The following is a 20,106-nucleotide window of genomic DNA, read 5'->3' on the forward strand; positions in this document are numbered from 1 at the left end:
AAAATAACTAATACATCAACTAATCAAATATTTGATTAGACTTACTCCTATTACACTATATGATAGTGTATATTTATCCTATTGATATACTATTCTTTAGTACAGAGTAAAACAACTGTCAGTATAGTCGAGAAGTACAGTCTTCTGTCCTCCACTATTTTCTTCTAAGTTTACTTCTGCATACTGTTACATTTCATTCAGTTTTAGTCGCCTTGAGTCCGTAGTGAGTCCGTTATGAGTCCGTAGTGAGTCCGTTATTTTAACCAAAACAACGGACTAAAGAAGGAGACACATCCCTTCTAGTGTAGAATCAAAAGCAACATAACTGCTATAAGACTAAAAGCTAACTAAATGCACAGAAGAACCACTACTTCCTCATATTCTTTAACTAAACATAACACATGCTATTTATAGACAATATCCTTACCTGATCTACCCTCTTATAATCATAGCGTTCATGAAATAAAAGTAAATTTCTCTACAGTGATATTGTTTTTAGACAAACTGATAACTATCATATAATATCGATTTAGATATAAGTACTTTTACCAGTGCCAATAATTCGTATAAAGTTTTTATACAGCTGTTTTTTAGACGAAAAGAGAAGTATATGGGATATACTTCTCTTTTTATTATTTCACGATAGGAACCTTGTTAGACTCTAGTGGAGCCTCATAGATTTTATACCCTAATTTCTTCACCTCTTCTAGTAGCTTAGGACTTAGTACCTGCTCTACAGCCTTCGTATTATACACATAGGCTACATAGTACTTATACCCACCATCACTGATACTATCTTTACACGCATACCAGGTAGGAGCTACTGCTAGTTCAGATTTAAAAGGAAGTCTTAACTGTACGAAGCTTTTCGGTTTGATAATCACATAGTCGGTTACTTTCTTTGTTTTTAGCTTCTCTTGCCACTTCGCTAATAAACCATCCGAATCATAATCTCCACTCATCAGCATCGGCTCATCGATATGATTCGCCTTGTTATACACTCTCTGTCTCAACACATATACTTGGTTCTCATACGTACTTCCTACACTAGCCCCATAAGCTAACTCTGAAGTATCCCACGGAAACCAATATGTATCATTGGAGTTATTCATTACTACAATAGTAGCTAGGCTATTATCCTGCACAGTGGAGTCTAACACCTTCACTTCTATTGGTTTTTTTGCGCTTTGGCCAAAAGCACAAAATGCACTAATAAGTGCAACAAAAACAATAATTAATCTATTCATTTTCAACCGTCTCTTTAATCCGCACAAGATAATAACTACATATTATTTGTCCTCTAAAAGGAATTATAATTTCACAAATTAGAACAAGTATAAATAAGGACTTATATTTGTACTCAAACACAAAACAATCATTATCTATATCATGAAGAAGTTTTTCTATACATTATTATTTCCATTGGCTCTACTATTTGCTCATCCTATCACTGCTCAAGAAGCAATAGAAATAGGAAAAACATATACAATCCAATCTAAAGTGCTTAACGAAGATAGAAAGATACAAGTATACCTACCTGCGGGATATAATGAAGCTCAATATCCTAATCAGCAGTATCCTGTCATCTACTTACTAGATGGAGAAAGTAACTTTAATTATCTAACAGCCTATCTAGATAAGCTAAGTAGATATCCATACCCTTCTATCCCTGAGATGATCATAGTAGGAGTGATTAATACCAATAGAACAAGAGATCTGACTCCTACTAAAGTAAGTAGTGAGGAGATGTCTACAGAACAGGCTAAGAAAATAAAAGGTGAAAATGGAGGGAATGATGCCTTCTTTAAATTCTTAAAGGAAGAAGTCTTTACTTACGTAGATACCAACTACAGAACACTGGATTACAAAATACTAATCGGTCACTCATTCGGAGGAATTACTGCGTTAAACAATCTACTGAACTACACAGATATGTTTAACGCTTATATCGTACACGACCCAAGTATATGGTGGGATAATAAGGTTATACTGAGAGAATATACTGATGGGATAAACCAAGACTTTAAACACAGAAGACTATTCCTTACCCAAGTGGGCGAAAGCGAGAACAAAGGTCACCTAAGTGATCATTATAGTTCGATTAAAGAATTTGATAAATTATTAAGTACTAATACTCCTACTACACTGAGTTATCAATATGTAGCCTATGAAGGAGAAGACCACGGTAGTATACCACTAAAAGGAAATCTAGATGGACTAAGATATATATTTGACGGCTATCGAATCAACTTTAAAGAATTAAAGACCAATCCAACACTCTTAGAAGAAACTTTCGATCAGCTGAATAAACAGATGCATTATGATTTTAAACCGACTGAAAAATTCTTAGATACGGTGATTAAATATTTCACCTCTACAGGAGACAATGAGACAGCCAATCAAGTCACTAAGTATAAGAATACGCTTTACAAGAAATAACGCAGTAGTATCGCGCGCACATTCTTTTAATGCCAATAAGTAATAGTACACAATAAATATTACTTATTGGCATTATTATTATATACCTACACGAAAAGTACTACGAAATCAAAACAGCATTTCAGAATACTTCAAAAAAAAGAGAAAAAACTTATCATTAATAAATATAAAGCTCTAAGTTTACCTTACAATTAACCCAAAAACGATATTATGAATATTAAAATAATAAGTTCAGGATCTTATATCCCGACTAAAGTAATAGATAATACGAATTTCGACCAGTTTGACTTTAGAGATGAACAAGGACAACCATTAAAAGATACTAACCAACGTACAGCTTATAAACTACAACAAATAACAGGGATAGAAGAAAGAAGATATGTAGAACATGAATTAACTACCAGTGATATCGGTACTATCGCCTCTGAGCACGCTATCAAAAGTGCAGGTATAGACCCAGAGACATTAGACTATATCATCTTTGCGCATAACTTCGGAGATGTAAAGCACGGAACATTGCAGTCTGATATCGTACCTAGCTTAGCATCTAGGGTAAAACACAACCTAAAGATCGCCAATCCATCATGTGTAGCATTTGATGTTCTTTTTGGGTGCCCTGGTTGGCTACAAGGTGTGATACAAGCCTATGCGTTTATGAAAGTAGGTATGGCGAAGAGATGTCTAGTCATCGGAGCAGAAACATTATCACGTGTGATAGACTTACACGATAGGGACTCTATGATCTATGCAGATGGTGCTGGAGCTACTATATTAGAACTGACTAATGAAGAAGGCGGAATACTATCTGTAGAGTCTGCTAGTTATACACTAGACGAGGCTTTCTTCATTCACTATGGCAAATCTTATAATCCTGACTTAGACGAGAACACTAAGTACATCAAGATGTTTGGACGCAAGATTTATGAATTTGCACTAACTAATGTACCGTTAGCAATGAAGAGCTGTGTGGATAAGAGCGGAATAGATATCAACAAAATCAAAAAGGTGATGATACACCAGGCTAATGAGAAAATGGATGAAGCTATCGTAAAACGTTTCTTCGAGTTATACGATATGGAAATGCCAGAACATATCATGCCTATGAATATTCAAAAACTAGGGAACAGTAGTGTGGCTACTCTACCGACTCTATATGATATGATTATCAATAAGCAACTAGACCCGCACCAATTAGAACAAGGGGATATTATCCTATTCGCTTCTGTAGGAGCAGGTATGAACATTAATGCCTTTACTTATCAGGTATAAAATATGTATTAGAGAGAGAGCTTCATGCTCTCTTTTTTTTATAATACTCCTCTATTAATATTTCTATTATTTGTTTTCCTTTCTCTCTTTTCCACAAGACTTTCCTGTATAAAAGAGAATAGCTGTACAGACACCTAATGCGCTGTAACATATATAACTAACTAAATTATTACTAAAAAAGTCAAATAAATCAACTATTAGTAATAGTGTAGCTACAGCTATTATAAATTTTAAAATCCGATCTAAACTATACACTCGACTATACTTTCTATTATAAACTCCTTCTGTTGTGTTTAGTTACTTCACTAAAAACACAATAAAAACTCTATCAAATAATTATCAATAGTAATGCCAATTTTTCACAAAATATAAGCTCAAAAGACAAGTTCACATATAGTCATTTTAATTAAATCGAAAGTTTACTAGAAATATTTAAGTTTAAATCAATAATAAAAGAAGCAATCGTCTATTTTTAGTCATTCTTCTTATTCTTTATTAGAAGAAAAATAATTCCAGCTTCCTTATACAAATAACAAATTTTCTAAACTAACGCCATCAGTATAATAAAGCTCTTTTTGATTCTAAAAAACACCTTAAAAGGTAATTTTGCAAACAAAAAGAAAGTAAAGAATGAAAAACACTATTTATTTCGTCTGTTTATTAACATTGTATCAAACCCTAGGTTGGGGGCAATTAATCAATAATAAACAACATCTAACTGCACCGACAACGCCTAACTACGGTTTATCTCCTAAGAAAGAGAAGACTTTTTTTGAGAAAGATGCTGTACAAATTAGCTTTGTCCCTGCGATACTCTTAACAGCTTCAGGGCTAACGTGGAATAAAAAAGAAGAAATTAGAGAAATACGCAATAGATACGTTCCCACATTTCAGTATAAATATGATGATCTATTACAATATGCTCCTGCAGCGGCTACCTTTGGTCTAAAAGCAGCTGGTGTAAAAGGGCGTAATGACTTTAAGCGTTCTGCTATATCCTATGCTACTAGTATGGCTATCATGGCTATTCTAGTCAATGGAGTAAAATATACTGCAAAAGTAGAACGCCCTGATGGTTCTTCTAAGAATTCATTTCCATCGGGTCATACTGCAATGGCTTTTGCTAACGCTAGTTTCTTAGACAAAGAATACGGTCTAGTCAATCCTATGTATTCTATAGGTGGGTATGGAGCCGCTACTATGACAGGTCTTGGACGTAGCCTTAATAATAGACATTGGGTGCCCGATATATTAGCTGGAGCAGGTATTGGTATATTATCTACTCAACTAGCCTATTTCTTTGTAGATAAAATATATGGAAACAAAGGCGATAACCTCAGCCTAATCTCTAGATTTGAAGGAAATGAAAACCCTTCTTTTATGGCTATTAAACTAGGATTCACTAGCGGACTAGAAAGTATAGTAGAAACAGAAAACGAAGAACCATTAGCTAAGCTAGGATGGGAAGCGGGATTAGAAGGAGCTTATTTCTTCAATAAACACTGGGGAGTAGGCGGTCAAATAGCTGTGGCTAGTTTCCCTTTCTCTGAAGACAAAGTCAATGATCCTGATAACACAAACATCAATGGGAAAGTGCTATCTGAATCAATGGGTAATTTAACTTTCTCTCTAGGTCCATACTATGCTATTCATTTCTCTGATAGATGGAATCTGATGATAAAAGCATTAGGAGGTTATAGCATAGGAGCAGATGGTAATATCTCGTTAAAAGTGTTGTCTCATGAAGTTCATATCCCTGAACTAGAAGATGGAAAAGTACAGCTAGCAGAATATAAACCTGCTAATGTATTTCAATTTACAGGTGGATTAGCACTGACTTATAATATCACTGACAACTTGGGACTAACTGCCTACTCGGACTTTAATCACAGCCAATCTAAGATTACTTATATCATAAACGAAGATGTATTAGACGAAGGAGATCTAAAAGTAAATGTAGTAAGGCATCCTCTTAACTACTTAAGTACGGGAATTAGACTGACTGCTTACTTCTAATCAATCAGGAAAAGGAGCTAATAATTAGCTCTTTTTTTGTATCTGTACATTAAAACAACATTAAAGAAGAAACAGAACTTTATTTGATTTTAGTAACTTTGCTCTAATTTACTTATTCTCTTAATACTATGAGCAAACATCTAGAAACAATCGGTGACCACTATAGAGAGAACACGATTAGTCACTATGCCTTCGATGCGTCTGACTACCAATGTGGTAAATCACACTTCAATATTAATATTCGTAAATATTGTAATTTTAATACGCCTTATAACAGACGAGATTATTACAAGGTATGCTTAATTATAGGAGAAGGTGTATTTAAATACGGGGAACATACACTGATACTAGACAGACCTGCTTTATTCCTCCCATGTCCTACGATACCTTATGAATGGGAATGTCTAAGTAATCAACAAGAAGGATTTTTCTGTCTTTTCAACCAAGAGTTTTTAGTAGAACACAGTACAATAGAGTTCTTTAAAAAAACATCTCTCTTTAAAGAGTGGAGTAAACCATTTATATTCTTAGATGAAGAGCAATTAGAGTTGGCCTCTACCTACTTTAAACAGATGTATGCCATGGCACAGAGTGATTATCCCTTAAAGTTTGAGATTATCCGTAACTTACTTGCTCTATTACTGCATCAAGCGTTACAGTTAAAAGTAGAAGACCTTAAACTAGATGAAACACCTAATAGCACTAGATTATACAGACTATTTGATGAGTTGTTAAACAAACAGTTTCCACTAGACTCACCTGCTTATCCTCTAAACCTCAAGACAGCGTCTGACTATGCTACAGCCCTAAACGTGCATGTCAATCACCTGAATGCATCTATTAAGTCTGTAACAAGTAAGACTACTACTCAACTGATAAAAGAAAGGTTATTCGAAGAGGCTAAAAACCTATTGAAGAATACGAGTTGGGATATAGCAGAAGTTGGATATACACTAGGCTTCGATCAGCCTTCTCATTTTAATAATTTCTTTAAAAAGAATGCTGGAGTAACACCATTAAAATATAAAAACCCTATATAACCAATCTTTGATTTTTGCAATTATACCTTTGAGATATTTAATTCAAGATAATGATTGCCTACTTAATTTTGCTCCTCAAACAACAATTATAATATATGCTAAGAGAAGCAAGTGAACAAAGAAAAAAGCTAGCCACAATACTTGCCTTTTGTTCTATACCCCTTTCTGGTTTTGTGACCGATATATATTTACCGTCATTCCCTTCTATGGCTAAAGGACTAGCTGTATCAGAACAAGACATACAGCTTACCCTTACCTGCTATCTATTAAGCTATGGTATATCACAGATATTCGTAGGTAGTCTTTTAGACAATATAGGAAGATACAAACCGCGTTTAGTCGCGTTACTGATATTAATCTTTACCAATCTTAGTATCACACAGATGGATAGCGTCTTCTATATCTGTATTATGAGGATTATACAAGGGATGGCCATCTCTACATTAGTAGTTGCTACACGCGCTATCTTTATAGACATCTATGATGAAACGAAGAGACAGTATTACTTAAGCTACTTTACGATCGTATGGTCATGTGGTCCTATATTAGCGCCTTTCTTAGGTGGATACTTAGAGAAGCTATTTAACTGGCATGCTAACTTCTATTTCTTAGCTATCTATTCAGGGGTTTTATTAATCTTAGACCTGTGTATCAGTGGTGAGAGTATTCCTGAGAAGAAGAAGTTTAATTTATCTGATACATTAAGCTTATATAAAATGATGCTAAGTGAAAAGAGATTTATGATTGGTACCCTAATATTAGGACTTAGCTACTCTATCGTAATGATCTTTAATATAGCAGGGCCTTTTCTAATTGAAAACACATTTAACTATGGTTCTGTAGTTATTGGTTATTGTACATTAGTACTTGGATTCTCATGGATGCTCGGCGGTATAATAGGAAAGAAAAGAATGCACTTAGACTTAAAGCCTAAAGCTCTTAAGCCTTCATTAGTACAACTATCTCTTATTGCAGTTCTATTAATTACTACAATATGGATAGAGAGCTTGCCTTTATTAATTGGTTTTCTATTTCTTATACATATCTGCTCTGGTACTTTATTTAATAATTTCTTTACCACGACCATGTTACAGTTTCCAAATAATGCAGGTACAGCAGGTGGTCTAATGGGCGGATTGGTATATGTGCTTACCTCTTTTGTCACATTAATAATCTCATCTACAGGAGCTATTACCACTCCCACTGCACTAGGAATAAGATACCTCATAACGGCTATAGCATTACTACTAGCTATACTTTATATAATCAAGCTATACAATAAAGAAAAAGTAATAAACTAGAAGAAAAATAACTAAGCTTTGCATATTTCTATACAATACAGCATAAAATAGAACATCGCTGTAATTATAAAACTAAAAATAACTTATCGAATATGCATTACATCTCGATAAATACTTAATAAACCTCTCTTAAAACTAGCTATTTTATACAGAGTAGACAATTCGTATACTGTAGTATTTTTTACTATTTTACAGTCATATTTATCAGTAATTTTGCGTTAGTCTTTAGGTAAAAAGAATCCTTTTTATCACAATATATTCAACTAATAATGTACTTAGAAGTACGTTTTTAAAAATGCAATTAAACAATAAGTTTTTAGGCTTTGCATCCGCAATCTTTGCAGCGATGTTATGGGGAGTATCTGGAGCTTTTGCTCAGTTCCTTTTTAGAGAAAAAGAGTTTAACGCAGAATGGTTAGTTACTGTTCGTCTTCTTATCTCAGGAGTATTAATGTTATTATTTGGGATTGTCAGAAAGAATCCTGATGTCGTAAATATCTGGAAAGACAAAAAAGATGTCATTCAATTAATGCTTTTTAGTTTATTAGGAATGCTGACAGTACAGTACACTTACTTTGTAACTATACTTCACTCTAATGCAGCAACAGCAACAGTAATACAATACACTGGCCCTGTGTTCATCGCTATCTATCTAGCATTAAGACTGCGCAAATGGCCTAAGCCTATTGAATTCTTAGCGATAGGAATGGCGATGTTAGGTACATTCTTATTGGTAACACATGGAGATATTAATACACTGAATATCACTCCTACAGCATTAATATGGGGTATAGCTTCTGCTATAGCATTAGCCGTATATACACTTATGCCTGTACATTTATTGAATAGATATAGCCCTATTGCTATTATAGGTTGGAGCATGCTTATCGCAGGTATAGCGATGAGTATTATACACCCTCCACATAAGCTAGAAGGTATATGGGATACAGATACATATTTGGCAGTATTATTCATTATCTTCTTAGGTACATTGATACCGTTCTATATCTTCTTAATGGCGATAAAGAATATTGGACCACAAAGAGCTAGTTTATTAGCTTGTGCCGAACCTCTGTCTGCTACTTTAATAGCTGTAGTATATTTTGGGGTCAACTTTGAATTGATGGACTATATAGGAAGTCTTTGTATTATAACAACGATATTCCTATTGACTAAAATCAAGAAGAAAGTTATTCCAGAAAATTAAACAACGAGAATATCCATTTTTTATAAGCAACGCGGTATATCCCTGTAAGGTATATCGCGTTGTTGTTTTTATATAGGTTACAAACCTAGTTTGCGAAGTAGCTTATCTAACATTGACTTTATTCCTATAACCCAATTTGTCTTTAATAGAACAATGAAGTTTAAGATAATCACTAATCCAACTTTTAAGACTAAGACTAATAGAGGGTGAGAACTATTAGGTATAGAAAATATAATAACAACAAAAGTGACCATCAATAACAATAGCTTAAAGAAGTTAGTATCGAATGGCCATAACTTCATCTTCTGATAAATGTAGTAAGTCTTAGCTATATTAAACAACGTTAAAGATAATAGTGAAGCTAGTCCCACACCGAATATTCCTAAATCTGTATAGGCTAATAATACATAGTTCAAAACAACATTAAGAACCATCAAGCTTAAGATAGAAACTAAATTAAAACGGTAATATTTAGAATAAGAAATAATCTCTGTATTAAACCCTGTAGACATATTAATCACCACATTAATACCAAGTAAATAGATAATCGGCAATGAAGGGGCTAACTTATCATAAGTAGGCAACAACTGAAAAAGAGGTTCTATACCTACAACTACACAGCTAAAAAGAAGCATACCGATAAAAAAAAGATTACGTGCTACTTCTTTATATTTCATATTCAGTGTACGCAGTTCCGCTCTCTTTATTAAATCAGATATAATAGGCGCATATAGTGCAAATACTCCTGTAGCTGGTATAGCGAGTGTAGACGCTAATGTCACTCCAATATTATACGTACCATTCGCTTCATAAGAGATAAAGTAAGGAATCATCAAAGAGTCTACTCTAAATGCAAAGAAAGATCCAAAGCTTCCTGCAAAGGCGAATAAGCTATATGCATAATACTCCTTCTTTCCTACATAAGTAAATAAGTCGTCGTATTTCCAATGCCAATTAAACTTAAAATGTCTATATATATAAGCACCTATTACTATGGCGATAACGTAGTAAGAAACAATATAATACCACACTGCCTTATCTATCGAAAAACTACCATACACTACTATTAAGAACACTGTTGGTAAAGCTATCTTTGGGATAATCTTTTCAAAAAACGTAGGAAAAGAAAGGCGTTGTAGATTAGTCGCTTGTCGTCTAAATAGCTCTATATAAGCCATCGAAATAGCTAGTACAAACCCCATAACTACATATCTCAGCTCAGCACCATCATAGACATAGGATCCTAATAGTAATACTATCCCTACTCCTATCGTGAGCTTAATCATAGAGAGCATACTATAACTAAAGAGTTTGCCTTGTAAACGCTCACTTAATTTGGGGTAAAAGTTGATCAAAGCATGTGTGCTCCCTAAAACAATAATCGGAAACATAATCTGCGCACATGCATCTACAAAACGGATAATACCTAACAGTTCTTTGTCCTGAGGATAGATTAACACCGTAGACACCACCCCTATCAATACACCTATATAATTGATTATAGTAAAAAGAAAGGCTTGTTTCGTAGATATTTTATCCTGCATAGTATAATTACCTGTTAGTCTATTACAAATATACTTGCTAATAAGTCCTTAACTACTATTTTTTTTAAATTTGTAGTTCTTATGTGAATATACCAACTTATAAAAGAAAACTTATTCGCACAAACACTATTACATGAAATACCTAATTATCATGCCTGCTTATAACGAGTCGGCTTTTATCGGTCATACTCTAGACAGTATAATTTCTCAAACGTTATTACCTACTGATGTAATAGTTGTAAACGATAATTCCACAGATGACACAGCAGATATTGTAATAAGTAATTATGCTCATCATCCTTATATAAAACTAATCAACAAAGCCTCTGAGGCTATACATCTACCTGGTAGTAAAGTTGTACAAGCTTTTAACTATGGTTTAGAACAAGTAAACAACTTAGATCAATACGACCTCATTGTAAAGCTAGATGCTGATCTTATCCTACCTAATGATTACTTTGCTACTATTGCAAGTACTTTTGCGCAAGACCAAGCTATAGGTATGGCGGGAGGCTTTGCCTACATAGAGAAAAACAAGGAATGGACAATAGAAAACCTTACAGATAAAGATCATATTAGAGGAGCATTTAAAGCATATCGACTAGACTGTTTTAAACAGATAGGAGGACTTAAACCTGCCATGGGATGGGATACAGTAGATGAACTCTTGTGTAGATTTTACAACTGGAAGATCGTTACGATAGATACGCTAAAAGTGAAACACCTCAAACCTACTGGGGCAATGTATAATAAAGCAGCTAGGTATAAACAAGGAGAAGCTTTCTACAGACTTCACTACGGACTAGTAATCACAAGTATAGCAGCATTAAAACTAGCGATGAAGAAGAAGAAACCTTTCTTATTCATAGATTATATCAGTGGCTACTACAAAGCAAAAAGAGAAAAACAACCGTATTTAGTCACTGAAGAGCAAGGTATTTTTATACGTAAATACCGTTGGAGTAAGATAAAATCAAAGTTACTCTAATCACTTTTTTACTTTAATAAACTTAAAACTCATTTGTAATTGGTAATTTAGCCGATATTTTAATATTTATGATCAAATCTGGATTAACACATATAGGACAGTACTTTATAATGCTAAAAGAAATGTTTAGCAAAATGACAAAGTGGAAGGTTATGAAAGTACTTATATTTAAAGAAATAGATGACCTTATCATTGGTTCTTTAGGTATTGTGGCATTCCTATCGTTTTTCGTTGGTGGTGTAGTAGCTATCCAAACTGCTCTTAACTTAACCAACCCTCTTATTCCTAAATATCTTATTGGATTCGCAACGAGACAATCTGTAATCCTAGAGTTCGCTCCTACCTTTATCTCTATCATTATGGCAGGTAAGATGGGATCATTTATTACCTCTAGTATTGGTACGATGCGTGTAACAGAACAAATCGATGCACTAGAAGTAATGGGGGTTAGCTCACTTAACTACCTAGTGTTCCCTAAGCTAGTAGCAGTAATGTTATATCCATTCGTTATCGGTATCAGTATGTTCTTAGGAATCGTCGGAGGATGGTTTGGTGGTGTGATGGGGAACTTTGTTACATCAGAACAATTCATCATTGGATTACAAGATTCATTTACTCCATTCCACGTTACATACGCATTTATTAAAACCTTCTTATTTGGATTCTTATTAGCTACCATCCCATCATACTTTGGTTACTATATGAAAGGTGGTGCATTAGAAGTTGGTAAAGCCAGTACTACTTCATTCGTATGGACGAGTGTAGCTATTATCTTAACCAACTATATATTAACCTCTCTACTTTTAAGCAACTAAGAAATGATCGAAGTAAAAAATATACAAAAGTCGTTCAATGGTACACAAGTACTGAAAGGAATTACAACTACTTTCGAAACAGGTAAAACTAACCTTATCATTGGGCAGAGTGGATCTGGTAAAACAGTAATGCTTAAAACTCTTCTAGGTATTCACACTCCTGATGAAGGAACCATCAGTTTTGATGGCAGAATATATACAGACCTGACAAATACCGAAAAAAGAGAGTTGAGAACAGAAATAGGAATGGTATTCCAAGGAAGTGCCTTATTTGACTCTATGACTGTAGAAGAGAATATAGCTTTCCCTCTTCGAATGTTTACTAATAAATCCGATGCAGAAATAGCACATCGTGTAAATGAAGTTATAGATCGTGTGAATCTAATCAATGCTAACACAAAAAAGCCCTCAGAAATATCAGGAGGTATGCAAAAAAGGGTAGCAATAGCTAGAGCAATAGTTAACAACCCTAAATACTTATTCTGTGATGAGCCTAACTCAGGCCTTGATCCTAAGACAGCTATCGTTATAGACAACCTTATTCAAGAAATTACACATGAGTACGGCATTACTACAGTAATCAATACACACGATATGAACTCTGTATTAGAGATTGGCGAGCACATTGTATTCTTAAAGAATGGAGTATTAGCTTGGTCTGGTAATCATAAAGAGATCATTCAGACAGACAATGAAGATGTAGTTGACTTTGTGTACTCATCAGAATTATTCAGAATGGTACGTCAAGCTATGAGACAAATCGGAAACGAAAAGAAATAATATAAAAAAGGAGTAAAACTAATAGTTCTACTCCTTTTTCTTTTCTTGTATTCTTACTTAAGTTTATCTGTCACTTGCTGACTCACAACCTTAATCTCTTGTTCTTTCTTCTTAGGGTATAATAGTAAGATATCATCCTTATCTACGATGATATAGTCATTCAGACCATCTACCACCACCACTTTTCCTTTCGCAGTTCTAACAATGTTATTTGTAGCATTATTAAAAAACGCTGTAGCATTCACTACTGCATTGTCATTATCATCTTTAGGAAGCTTATCATATAAAGATCCCCATGTACCTAGATCGTTCCAATCAAATGTAGCTGGCAATACATATACATTATTAGCCTTCTCCATCACAGCATAGTCTATAGAGATATTTTCTGACTTAGAATAATTCTCTTCTATAAATGCTTTTTCTTTATCTGTATTTAAGAACTCATATCCTTTATCAAACAACTCAGTCATCGCAGGTTGAAATTCTGAAAAGGCATCTAAAATAGAGCTTACACTCCATATAAAGATTCCTGAATTCCACAGAAAATGTCTACTTTGAATAAATTTACGTGCTGTAACATAATCAGGCTTCTCTCTAAACTGAACTACCTTTTTAATAGGACGAGAGTCTAACTTGTTAAACTCTATATACCCATACCCCGTATTTGGGAACGTAGGTAAGATACCTAAAGTCATCAATACCTTATCTCGCTCACATACATCAAAGGTACGTTGTAAGTTAGACACGAACTGTAACTCATCTTCTATCCAGTGATCACTAGGAGCCACAACCATTACAGCATTAGGATTCTTCTTCTTAATCTTCATAGCTGCATAGAGAATACAAGGAGCTGTATTACGCATATCTGGTTCTAGGATAATACTATCAGATTCTACAGAAGGCAATTGTTCTTTTACAATTTCTTTATAATTCTCATGTGTTAAGATCAGAATATTCTCTTTAGGCACTACCTGAGACAGACGTTTAAAAGTCTTTTGTATCAAGGTATCTCCTGATCCTAACATATCGTGAAACTGTTTTGGAAACTCTGGTGTACTCACAGGCCAAAAACGTGACCCTACTCCACCTGCCATAATCACAGCGTAATAATTTGAACTCATATATCTTTATCTATTTACAACATAATGGGTCAACAACTCTACTTCAGCATTTGCTTTAAAAGTATACATTCTGCCCGTTGAAACTTCTAAACACTCGAAGCGTTTTACCCGTATAGGACCACGCTTAAATATCTTTCCGTTATACGTTTTAAAATGACTCCCTAAAGGGATTTCATATATAAAACAATTGTTATTATTTATATCCTGCACATCATACCTTCTCATCGCTATAGATAACTTCTCATCAGTATCGCTACTAGCAGAAGGGTTTCTAAAATGATTTGCTAACAAAGGTAATAATGCACTAGGAAACACTTCTTCTCTTAAAAAGGGTAACATTAATAATTGAAAAGTGCTTTTCCACTCTACTCCGTGCGGTTTTATTCCTCCTCTATACTTCTGATAAGCCACTAAATGAGCTATCTCGTGAATCAAGGTCATCAAAAAACGGTAAGGATTCAGGTTAGAATTTATCGTTATAATGTGTTTCCCATCGTGATTACGAGTATAATCTCCATGACGTGTAACTCTCTCATGTACAATCTTTAGATGCACATGATAGTGTTTTATCAATTCAAATACAGGTTCAACTGCTTGTTCTGGTAAATATGGCTTTAGCTTCTCTATCAATTACATTTTTATTTAAGGGGTAGTAGTAGACACTTGCAACACCTTCCCATTAAAAAATCTATTTCCATGTATCGCAAAATTCACGATATACTCAGCCATTTCATCTGGCATAAGTGGAGCTTGATATCCAGGGAATGCCTCTTCTAACATCTCTGTCTGTACTGCTCCTAAAGCTACTACATTAAAGAATACTCCCTTATCCTTATACTCTTCAGCTAGCAACTCACTTAAGATAGTGATAGCCCCTTTACTAGAACTATAGGCAGCTAATCCTCCGAATTTTAATACTCCTTGCACTCCTCCCATACTACTTACTGATACCACATGACTATTCACTTTCATAAATGGGATAGTAACTTGCATTAGACGAGCAGCACCGAATACATTCACGTTATATACATACTGAAAATCTTCTTGTGTGATCTCCTCAAAAGGTTTGTTCACGATAGCCCCTGCATTATTAATCAGGATATCTACATGCTCCCAATTGTCCTGTACAAAGGCAACTACCTTCTGAATGTCCTCTTCTTTAGTTATATCAACAGCTAAACAAGTAACATTATCTAAATCAATAAGTTTATCTGATATTTTTCTAGATACAGCCAATACATTATGACCTAATTTTGACAACCATTGTACGCACTCTAGTCCAATACCTCTACTTGTCCCTGTAACAATTACATTTTTCATCTTAATACATTCTTATTTCTCCCGGAGCTAAATTAACAAGTTTGTTCACAACCGGTATTATATCTTGTGTAAAAGAAGTCATAAAATTTAAATCCATTAAATGAGCTTCATCCTTTACATGGTGGTAATATTCATAATTTTCAAAGTCAAAAGAACTAAATGTTTGACATGGTACTTTAAACATTTGATAGAAAGGATAATTATCAGAACGCTTAAACAAATTAAACTCCTCAGCCTTTTCTAATTTACCTACAATAGGCTTCCCTGCCAATTCGTTTAACTTAGTTGCCATAGTAGATAGATCATACCCTGTAAGATAAGTCATATAATCTCTCTTCATTGGCAGCCCTAACATTTCAAAATTAAGCATAGATACCACATTCACATTTTCTTTCTTTAAACGCTCTGCTAGATGCTTAGATCCCCATAGTCCCTTCTCTTCTCCTGTGAAGAATGCCACAAGTACTGTACGCTTATTATTTTGCAACTTCAAGTTACGTGCTAACTCTAACAGGATAGCTGTACCAGCAGCATTATCATTCGCTCCATTTGCAATAGAATCCCCATCTACAGGCTTTTCTATTCCGATATGATCATAATGAGCACCTAACACCACTACCTCATTTTTTAAAGTCTCATCACTACCTGGTATAACTCCTACGATATTCCAAGCATCTGCTACATTCTGTAACGTATCGTTATAAGAACTATAATAAGGCTTAATCTTGTACTCTTCTAATCGCTTAGCTAAGTACTCTCCAGCCATTTTACCTCCTTCTGTACCAGTATCTCTACCTAGTAACTCATCAGAAGCTAAATAATATAATGTTTCTTTAATATTCTTTTGTTCAGCATTAGCTTTAACAACAGATGGTGTCTTAGTAGTAGCACATCCAACTAATAAGACTGCTGCCAATAGGCTTAAAATTCTCATTTATAAATATTTTTATCAAAAATACAAAAAGGTAATCAACTATAGAAAATAAATTCTACTGTATATCAAGCATACACCATAAATTATCACCAATAAAAAAGCCCTTATTCAAAAGAATAAGGGCTTAAGTATATTATTATTTAGATTACGCCAACATAGTCACTGGGTTCTCTACATAATCTTTAAATGTTTGTAAGAACTGAGCACCTGTAGCACCGTCCACAGTTCTGTGGTCACATGCTAGAGTTACTGTCATTGTATTACCTACTACGATTTGACCATTCTTCACTACTGGTTTTTCTACAATAGCACCTACTGATAGAATTGCAGAGTTTGGTTGGTTAATAATAGAAGTAAATGACTGAATACCAAACATACCTAAGTTAGACACAGTGAATGTACTTCCATCCATCTCAGCAGGAGTAAGTTTTTTAGTCTTAGCTTTACCAGCTAATTCTTTTACTTTACCACCGATATGAGTTAAAGACATTTGATCTGTGAATGGTAATACTGGTACTACTAATCCATCCTCTACAGCTACAGCTACACCGATATTGATGTGGTTGTTATAGATAGTTGCATTATCAGTCCATTGTGTATTCACCTGAGGGTGTTTGCGAAGTGCCATAGCACATGCTTTCACTACCATATCGTTAAACGACACTTTCGTATCAGGTAAGTTATTGATAATCTTACGAGATTCAATAGCATTATCCATGTCTAACTCGATAGTTAAATAGTAATGAGGAGCAGTAAACTTAGACTCAGCTAAACGACGAGCAATCGTCTTACGCATTTGTGAGTTTTTCACTTCCTCTACACTTACTTCTCCAGCTGGTACGAATGCCTTAACAGCAGGTACAGTAGCAGTAGCTGCAGCTTCAGGAGCAGCAGTTTTAGCAGCAGGTGTATAGTTTTCAATATCGCGTTTGATGATACGTCCATTCTCACCTGAACCTTTCACCTCAGTAATATTTATTCCTTTATCTTCAGCAATTTTCTTAGCCAATGGAGAAATGAATACTCTCCCATTAGTAGAAGTAGCAGCCTCCACACTTACAGTTTTTGGTTCTTCAGCCTTAGGAGCCTCCGTAGCAGGAGCCTCAGCAGCGAAAGTACCACCGTTTTGAGCAGATGCAACTACAGCTGATACGTCAGTTCCTTCTGGCCCTAAGATCGCTAATACGCTATCAACAGGAGCAGACTCACCTTCGTTAATACCAATATATAATAAAGTTCCAGCCTCAAAAGCTTCGAACTCCATAGTAGCTTTATCAGTTTCGATTTCTGCAAGGATATCACCTTCCTGAACCTTATCACCTACTTTTTTAATCCAAGTAGCTACTGTACCATCAGTCATAGTATCACTAAGACGAGGCATAGTAATGATTTTAACTCCAGCAGGCATAGCAGCCGCAGCAGGAGCTGGTGTTTCAACTTTAGCCTCTGCTACAGGAGCAGCAGCCTCAGCAGCAGGAGCAGCATTACCCGCACCACTGATTAAAGCAGAAATATCTTCACCTTCATTTCCTATAATAGCAAGTAACGAATCTACAGGAGCAGATTCACCTTCTTGTAATCCAATATATAACAATGTACCTGAATTAAATGATTCAAACTCCATTGTTGCTTTGTCTGTTTCAATTTCTGCAAGGATATCTCCTTCAGAAATCTTATCTCCAACTTTTTTTAACCATGCTGCAACAACACCTTCTGTCATCGTGTCGCTTAAGCGTGGCATTGTAATTACTTCTGCCATGTTCTTTTTATTATAATCTGTGAGGGATAAAAGGGTAATTCTCTTGTTCGTATACTACGTCATACATTACGTTTTTCTCTGGGAATGGAGACTCTTCAGCGAATTTCTCACACTCAGCCACGTAATCTTTTACTCTTTGATCCATTGCTTCGATCTCAGCTTCAGTAGCATATCCTTTTTCTCTAATTACATCTAATACTTGTGTAATTGGGTCTATTTTTTTGTACTCTTCTACTTCCTCTTTAGTACGGTAGTGTTGAGCATCTGACATAGAGTGACCTCTATATCTGTATGTTTTCATTTCTAATAAAGTAGGTCCATCTCCACGACGAGCTCTTTCGATAGCCTCGTACATAGCTTCAGCTACTTTTACAGGGTTCATACCATCTACTGGTCCACTAGGCATTTCGTATCCTAAACCTAATTTCCAAATATCACTATGGTTAGCTGTACGCTCTACTGAAGTCCCCATAGCATATCCATTGTTCTCAATGATGAATACTACTGGTAGTTTCCAGTTCATAGCCATATTAAATGTCTCGTGTAAAGACCCTTGACGTGCTGCACCATCACCGAAGTAACACATAGTCACAGCATTTCTGTCAAAATATTTATCAGCGAATGCTAATCCAGCTCCTAGAGGAATTTGCCCCCCTACGATACCATGACCACCATAGAAACGGTGTTCTTTAGAAAAGATGTGCATAGATCCACCTAATCCTTGTGATGTACCAGTACCTTTTCCTAATAACTCAGCCATAATACGCTTAGGATCTACTCCTAATCCGATTGGCTGAACGTGATTTCTATATGCTGTAATCATCTTGTCTTTAGACATGTCCATTGCATGTAAAGCTCCAGCCAATACTGCTTCCTGCCCATTATATAAATGCAAGAATCCTCTCACTTTTTGTTGAATATATAAAGCAGCAAGCTTATCTTCAAACTTTCTCCAAAATAGCATGTCTTCATACCACTTTAGATAAACTTCTTTTGTAATTTCTCTCATATGACTTTACTTTTCATAAACGGTCTCCCGTTTAAAATACAGACTTTCTCGTTTAACCACACTACTGTGGAGAAGCAAAAATAATATATCTACACTAGACTGAAAAATTTATTTGAAGTATTTTAGATTTGATAATATTTTAGACAATTAATTTAACAATACCTTATAATTAGATCGTTTACTTACATTTCTATTTTTTAAAACTTAAACCTAAAAATCCCTCTTTTGCTTTTTTAATCTTATTATAACATCCTCAATATTGCTAATATCAACCTCATTTAAAGAGACATAAATTATACCACCTTTCGAATAAAGGGCAACTAGTCTGTAAAATCTTCTAAAAACTCCTATTATAGCTCATTTATAGTATTCTCCATCTGCTAGTGTTATTATCTGTCATCTATCAACCTTGACTATTCATTGTCTCTTAGTGCAGATCAGTTAATCGCACTTCTATCTTGCCTGCATACTAAGTCCGTTTCTATCCTTGTTTTAACGGACTCACTACGGACTCATAACGGACTCACTACGGACTCAACTCGCATTACTTTAGTACCAATTCAT

17 protein-coding genes are annotated in these 20,106 nt (G+C 34.8%); 9 read left to right on the forward strand and 8 right to left on the reverse strand.

Annotation, left to right across the window (positions count from 1 at the left end; translation table 11 throughout):
* Positions 1–632: 632 nt before the first annotated feature.
* Positions 633–1,247: a hypothetical protein gene (locus AABL87_RS00495; RefSeq protein WP_006266930.1), complete on the reverse strand. Its 615-nt coding sequence runs from the start codon at positions 1,245–1,247 to the stop codon at positions 633–635.
* A 142-nt stretch (positions 1,248–1,389) separates the two neighbouring features.
* Here AABL87_RS00495 and AABL87_RS00500 point away from each other — a divergent pair, with 142 nt between their 5' ends.
* From AABL87_RS00500 to AABL87_RS00525, 6 genes are all read left to right on the forward strand, one after another.
* Positions 1,390–2,439, forward strand: a complete 1,050-nt coding sequence (locus tag AABL87_RS00500) for an alpha/beta hydrolase (RefSeq protein WP_006259561.1) — start codon at positions 1,390–1,392, stop codon at positions 2,437–2,439.
* 210 nt (positions 2,440–2,649) lie between these two features.
* Positions 2,650–3,708, forward strand: coding sequence for a 3-oxoacyl-ACP synthase III family protein (locus AABL87_RS00505; protein ID WP_006259563.1), 1,059 nt, complete (start codon positions 2,650–2,652; stop codon positions 3,706–3,708).
* Between the two features lie 630 nt (positions 3,709–4,338).
* On the forward strand, positions 4,339–5,724 hold the full coding sequence (locus AABL87_RS00510) for a phosphatase PAP2 family protein (RefSeq protein ID WP_341276761.1): 1,386 nt from the start codon (positions 4,339–4,341) through the stop codon (positions 5,722–5,724).
* 128 nt (positions 5,725–5,852) lie between these two features.
* Positions 5,853–6,764, forward strand: a complete 912-nt coding sequence (locus tag AABL87_RS00515) for a helix-turn-helix domain-containing protein (RefSeq protein ID WP_006259565.1) — start codon at positions 5,853–5,855, stop codon at positions 6,762–6,764.
* 95 nt (positions 6,765–6,859) lie between these two features.
* On the forward strand, positions 6,860–8,065 hold the full coding sequence (locus AABL87_RS00520) for an MFS transporter (RefSeq protein ID WP_006262094.1): 1,206 nt from the start codon (positions 6,860–6,862) through the stop codon (positions 8,063–8,065).
* Between the two features lie 295 nt (positions 8,066–8,360).
* Entirely contained in the window at positions 8,361–9,272 is a 912-nt protein-coding gene (locus AABL87_RS00525) for a DMT family transporter (RefSeq protein ID WP_006264695.1), read from the forward strand.
* Between the two features lie 77 nt (positions 9,273–9,349).
* Here the strand turns inward: AABL87_RS00525 and AABL87_RS00530 are convergent, their stop codons facing one another.
* Entirely contained in the window at positions 9,350–10,816 is a 1,467-nt protein-coding gene (locus AABL87_RS00530) for a lipopolysaccharide biosynthesis protein (protein ID WP_341276762.1), read from the reverse strand.
* 133 nt (positions 10,817–10,949) lie between these two features.
* On the opposite strand from AABL87_RS00530, the gene AABL87_RS00535 reads away from it, so the two are divergent.
* The 3 genes from AABL87_RS00535 (at position 10,950) to AABL87_RS00545 (ending at position 13,399) form a co-directional block, all read left to right on the forward strand.
* Positions 10,950–11,804, forward strand: coding sequence for a glycosyltransferase (locus AABL87_RS00535; protein WP_341276763.1), 855 nt, complete (start codon positions 10,950–10,952; stop codon positions 11,802–11,804).
* A gap of 68 nt (positions 11,805–11,872) precedes the next feature.
* The gene (locus tag AABL87_RS00540) at positions 11,873–12,619 is read left to right on the forward strand and encodes an MlaE family ABC transporter permease (protein ID WP_006259573.1); all 747 of its coding nucleotides are present in this window, start codon (positions 11,873–11,875) and stop codon (positions 12,617–12,619) included.
* 3 nt (positions 12,620–12,622) lie between these two features.
* A complete protein-coding gene (locus AABL87_RS00545) occupies positions 12,623–13,399 on the forward strand; it encodes an ABC transporter ATP-binding protein (protein ID WP_006259574.1) in 777 nt (258 codons plus the stop codon).
* A 53-nt stretch (positions 13,400–13,452) separates the two neighbouring features.
* On the opposite strand, the gene AABL87_RS00550 is transcribed toward AABL87_RS00545, so the two are convergent.
* The 6 genes from AABL87_RS00550 to pdhA form a co-directional block, all read right to left on the reverse strand.
* Entirely contained in the window at positions 13,453–14,520 is a 1,068-nt protein-coding gene (locus AABL87_RS00550) for a mannose-1-phosphate guanylyltransferase (RefSeq protein WP_016650379.1), read from the reverse strand.
* A 6-nt stretch (positions 14,521–14,526) separates the two neighbouring features.
* On the reverse strand, positions 14,527–15,150 hold the full coding sequence (locus AABL87_RS00555) for a SprT-like domain-containing protein (protein WP_006259577.1): 624 nt from the start codon (positions 15,148–15,150) through the stop codon (positions 14,527–14,529).
* 12 nt (positions 15,151–15,162) lie between these two features.
* Positions 15,163–15,840, reverse strand: coding sequence for an SDR family NAD(P)-dependent oxidoreductase (locus tag AABL87_RS00560; RefSeq protein WP_006259578.1), 678 nt, complete (start codon positions 15,838–15,840; stop codon positions 15,163–15,165).
* Position 15,841: 1 nt separating this feature from the next.
* Positions 15,842–16,774 (reverse strand): M20/M25/M40 family metallo-hydrolase, encoded by a 933-nt coding sequence (locus AABL87_RS00565; protein ID WP_006259579.1) that lies wholly within the window; start codon positions 16,772–16,774, stop codon positions 15,842–15,844.
* A gap of 145 nt (positions 16,775–16,919) precedes the next feature.
* Positions 16,920–18,533, reverse strand: coding sequence for a 2-oxo acid dehydrogenase subunit E2 (locus AABL87_RS00570; RefSeq protein WP_025124976.1), 1,614 nt, complete (start codon positions 18,531–18,533; stop codon positions 16,920–16,922).
* A gap of 10 nt (positions 18,534–18,543) precedes the next feature.
* Positions 18,544–19,542, reverse strand: coding sequence for a pyruvate dehydrogenase (acetyl-transferring) E1 component subunit alpha (pdhA, locus tag AABL87_RS00575; RefSeq protein ID WP_006259581.1), 999 nt, complete (start codon positions 19,540–19,542; stop codon positions 18,544–18,546).
* Positions 19,543–20,106 lie beyond the last annotated feature (564 nt).

It is taken from the genome of Myroides sp. C4067 (genome assembly GCF_038039665.1).
GTDB lineage: Bacteria > Bacteroidota > Bacteroidia > Flavobacteriales > Flavobacteriaceae > Flavobacterium > Flavobacterium odoratimimum.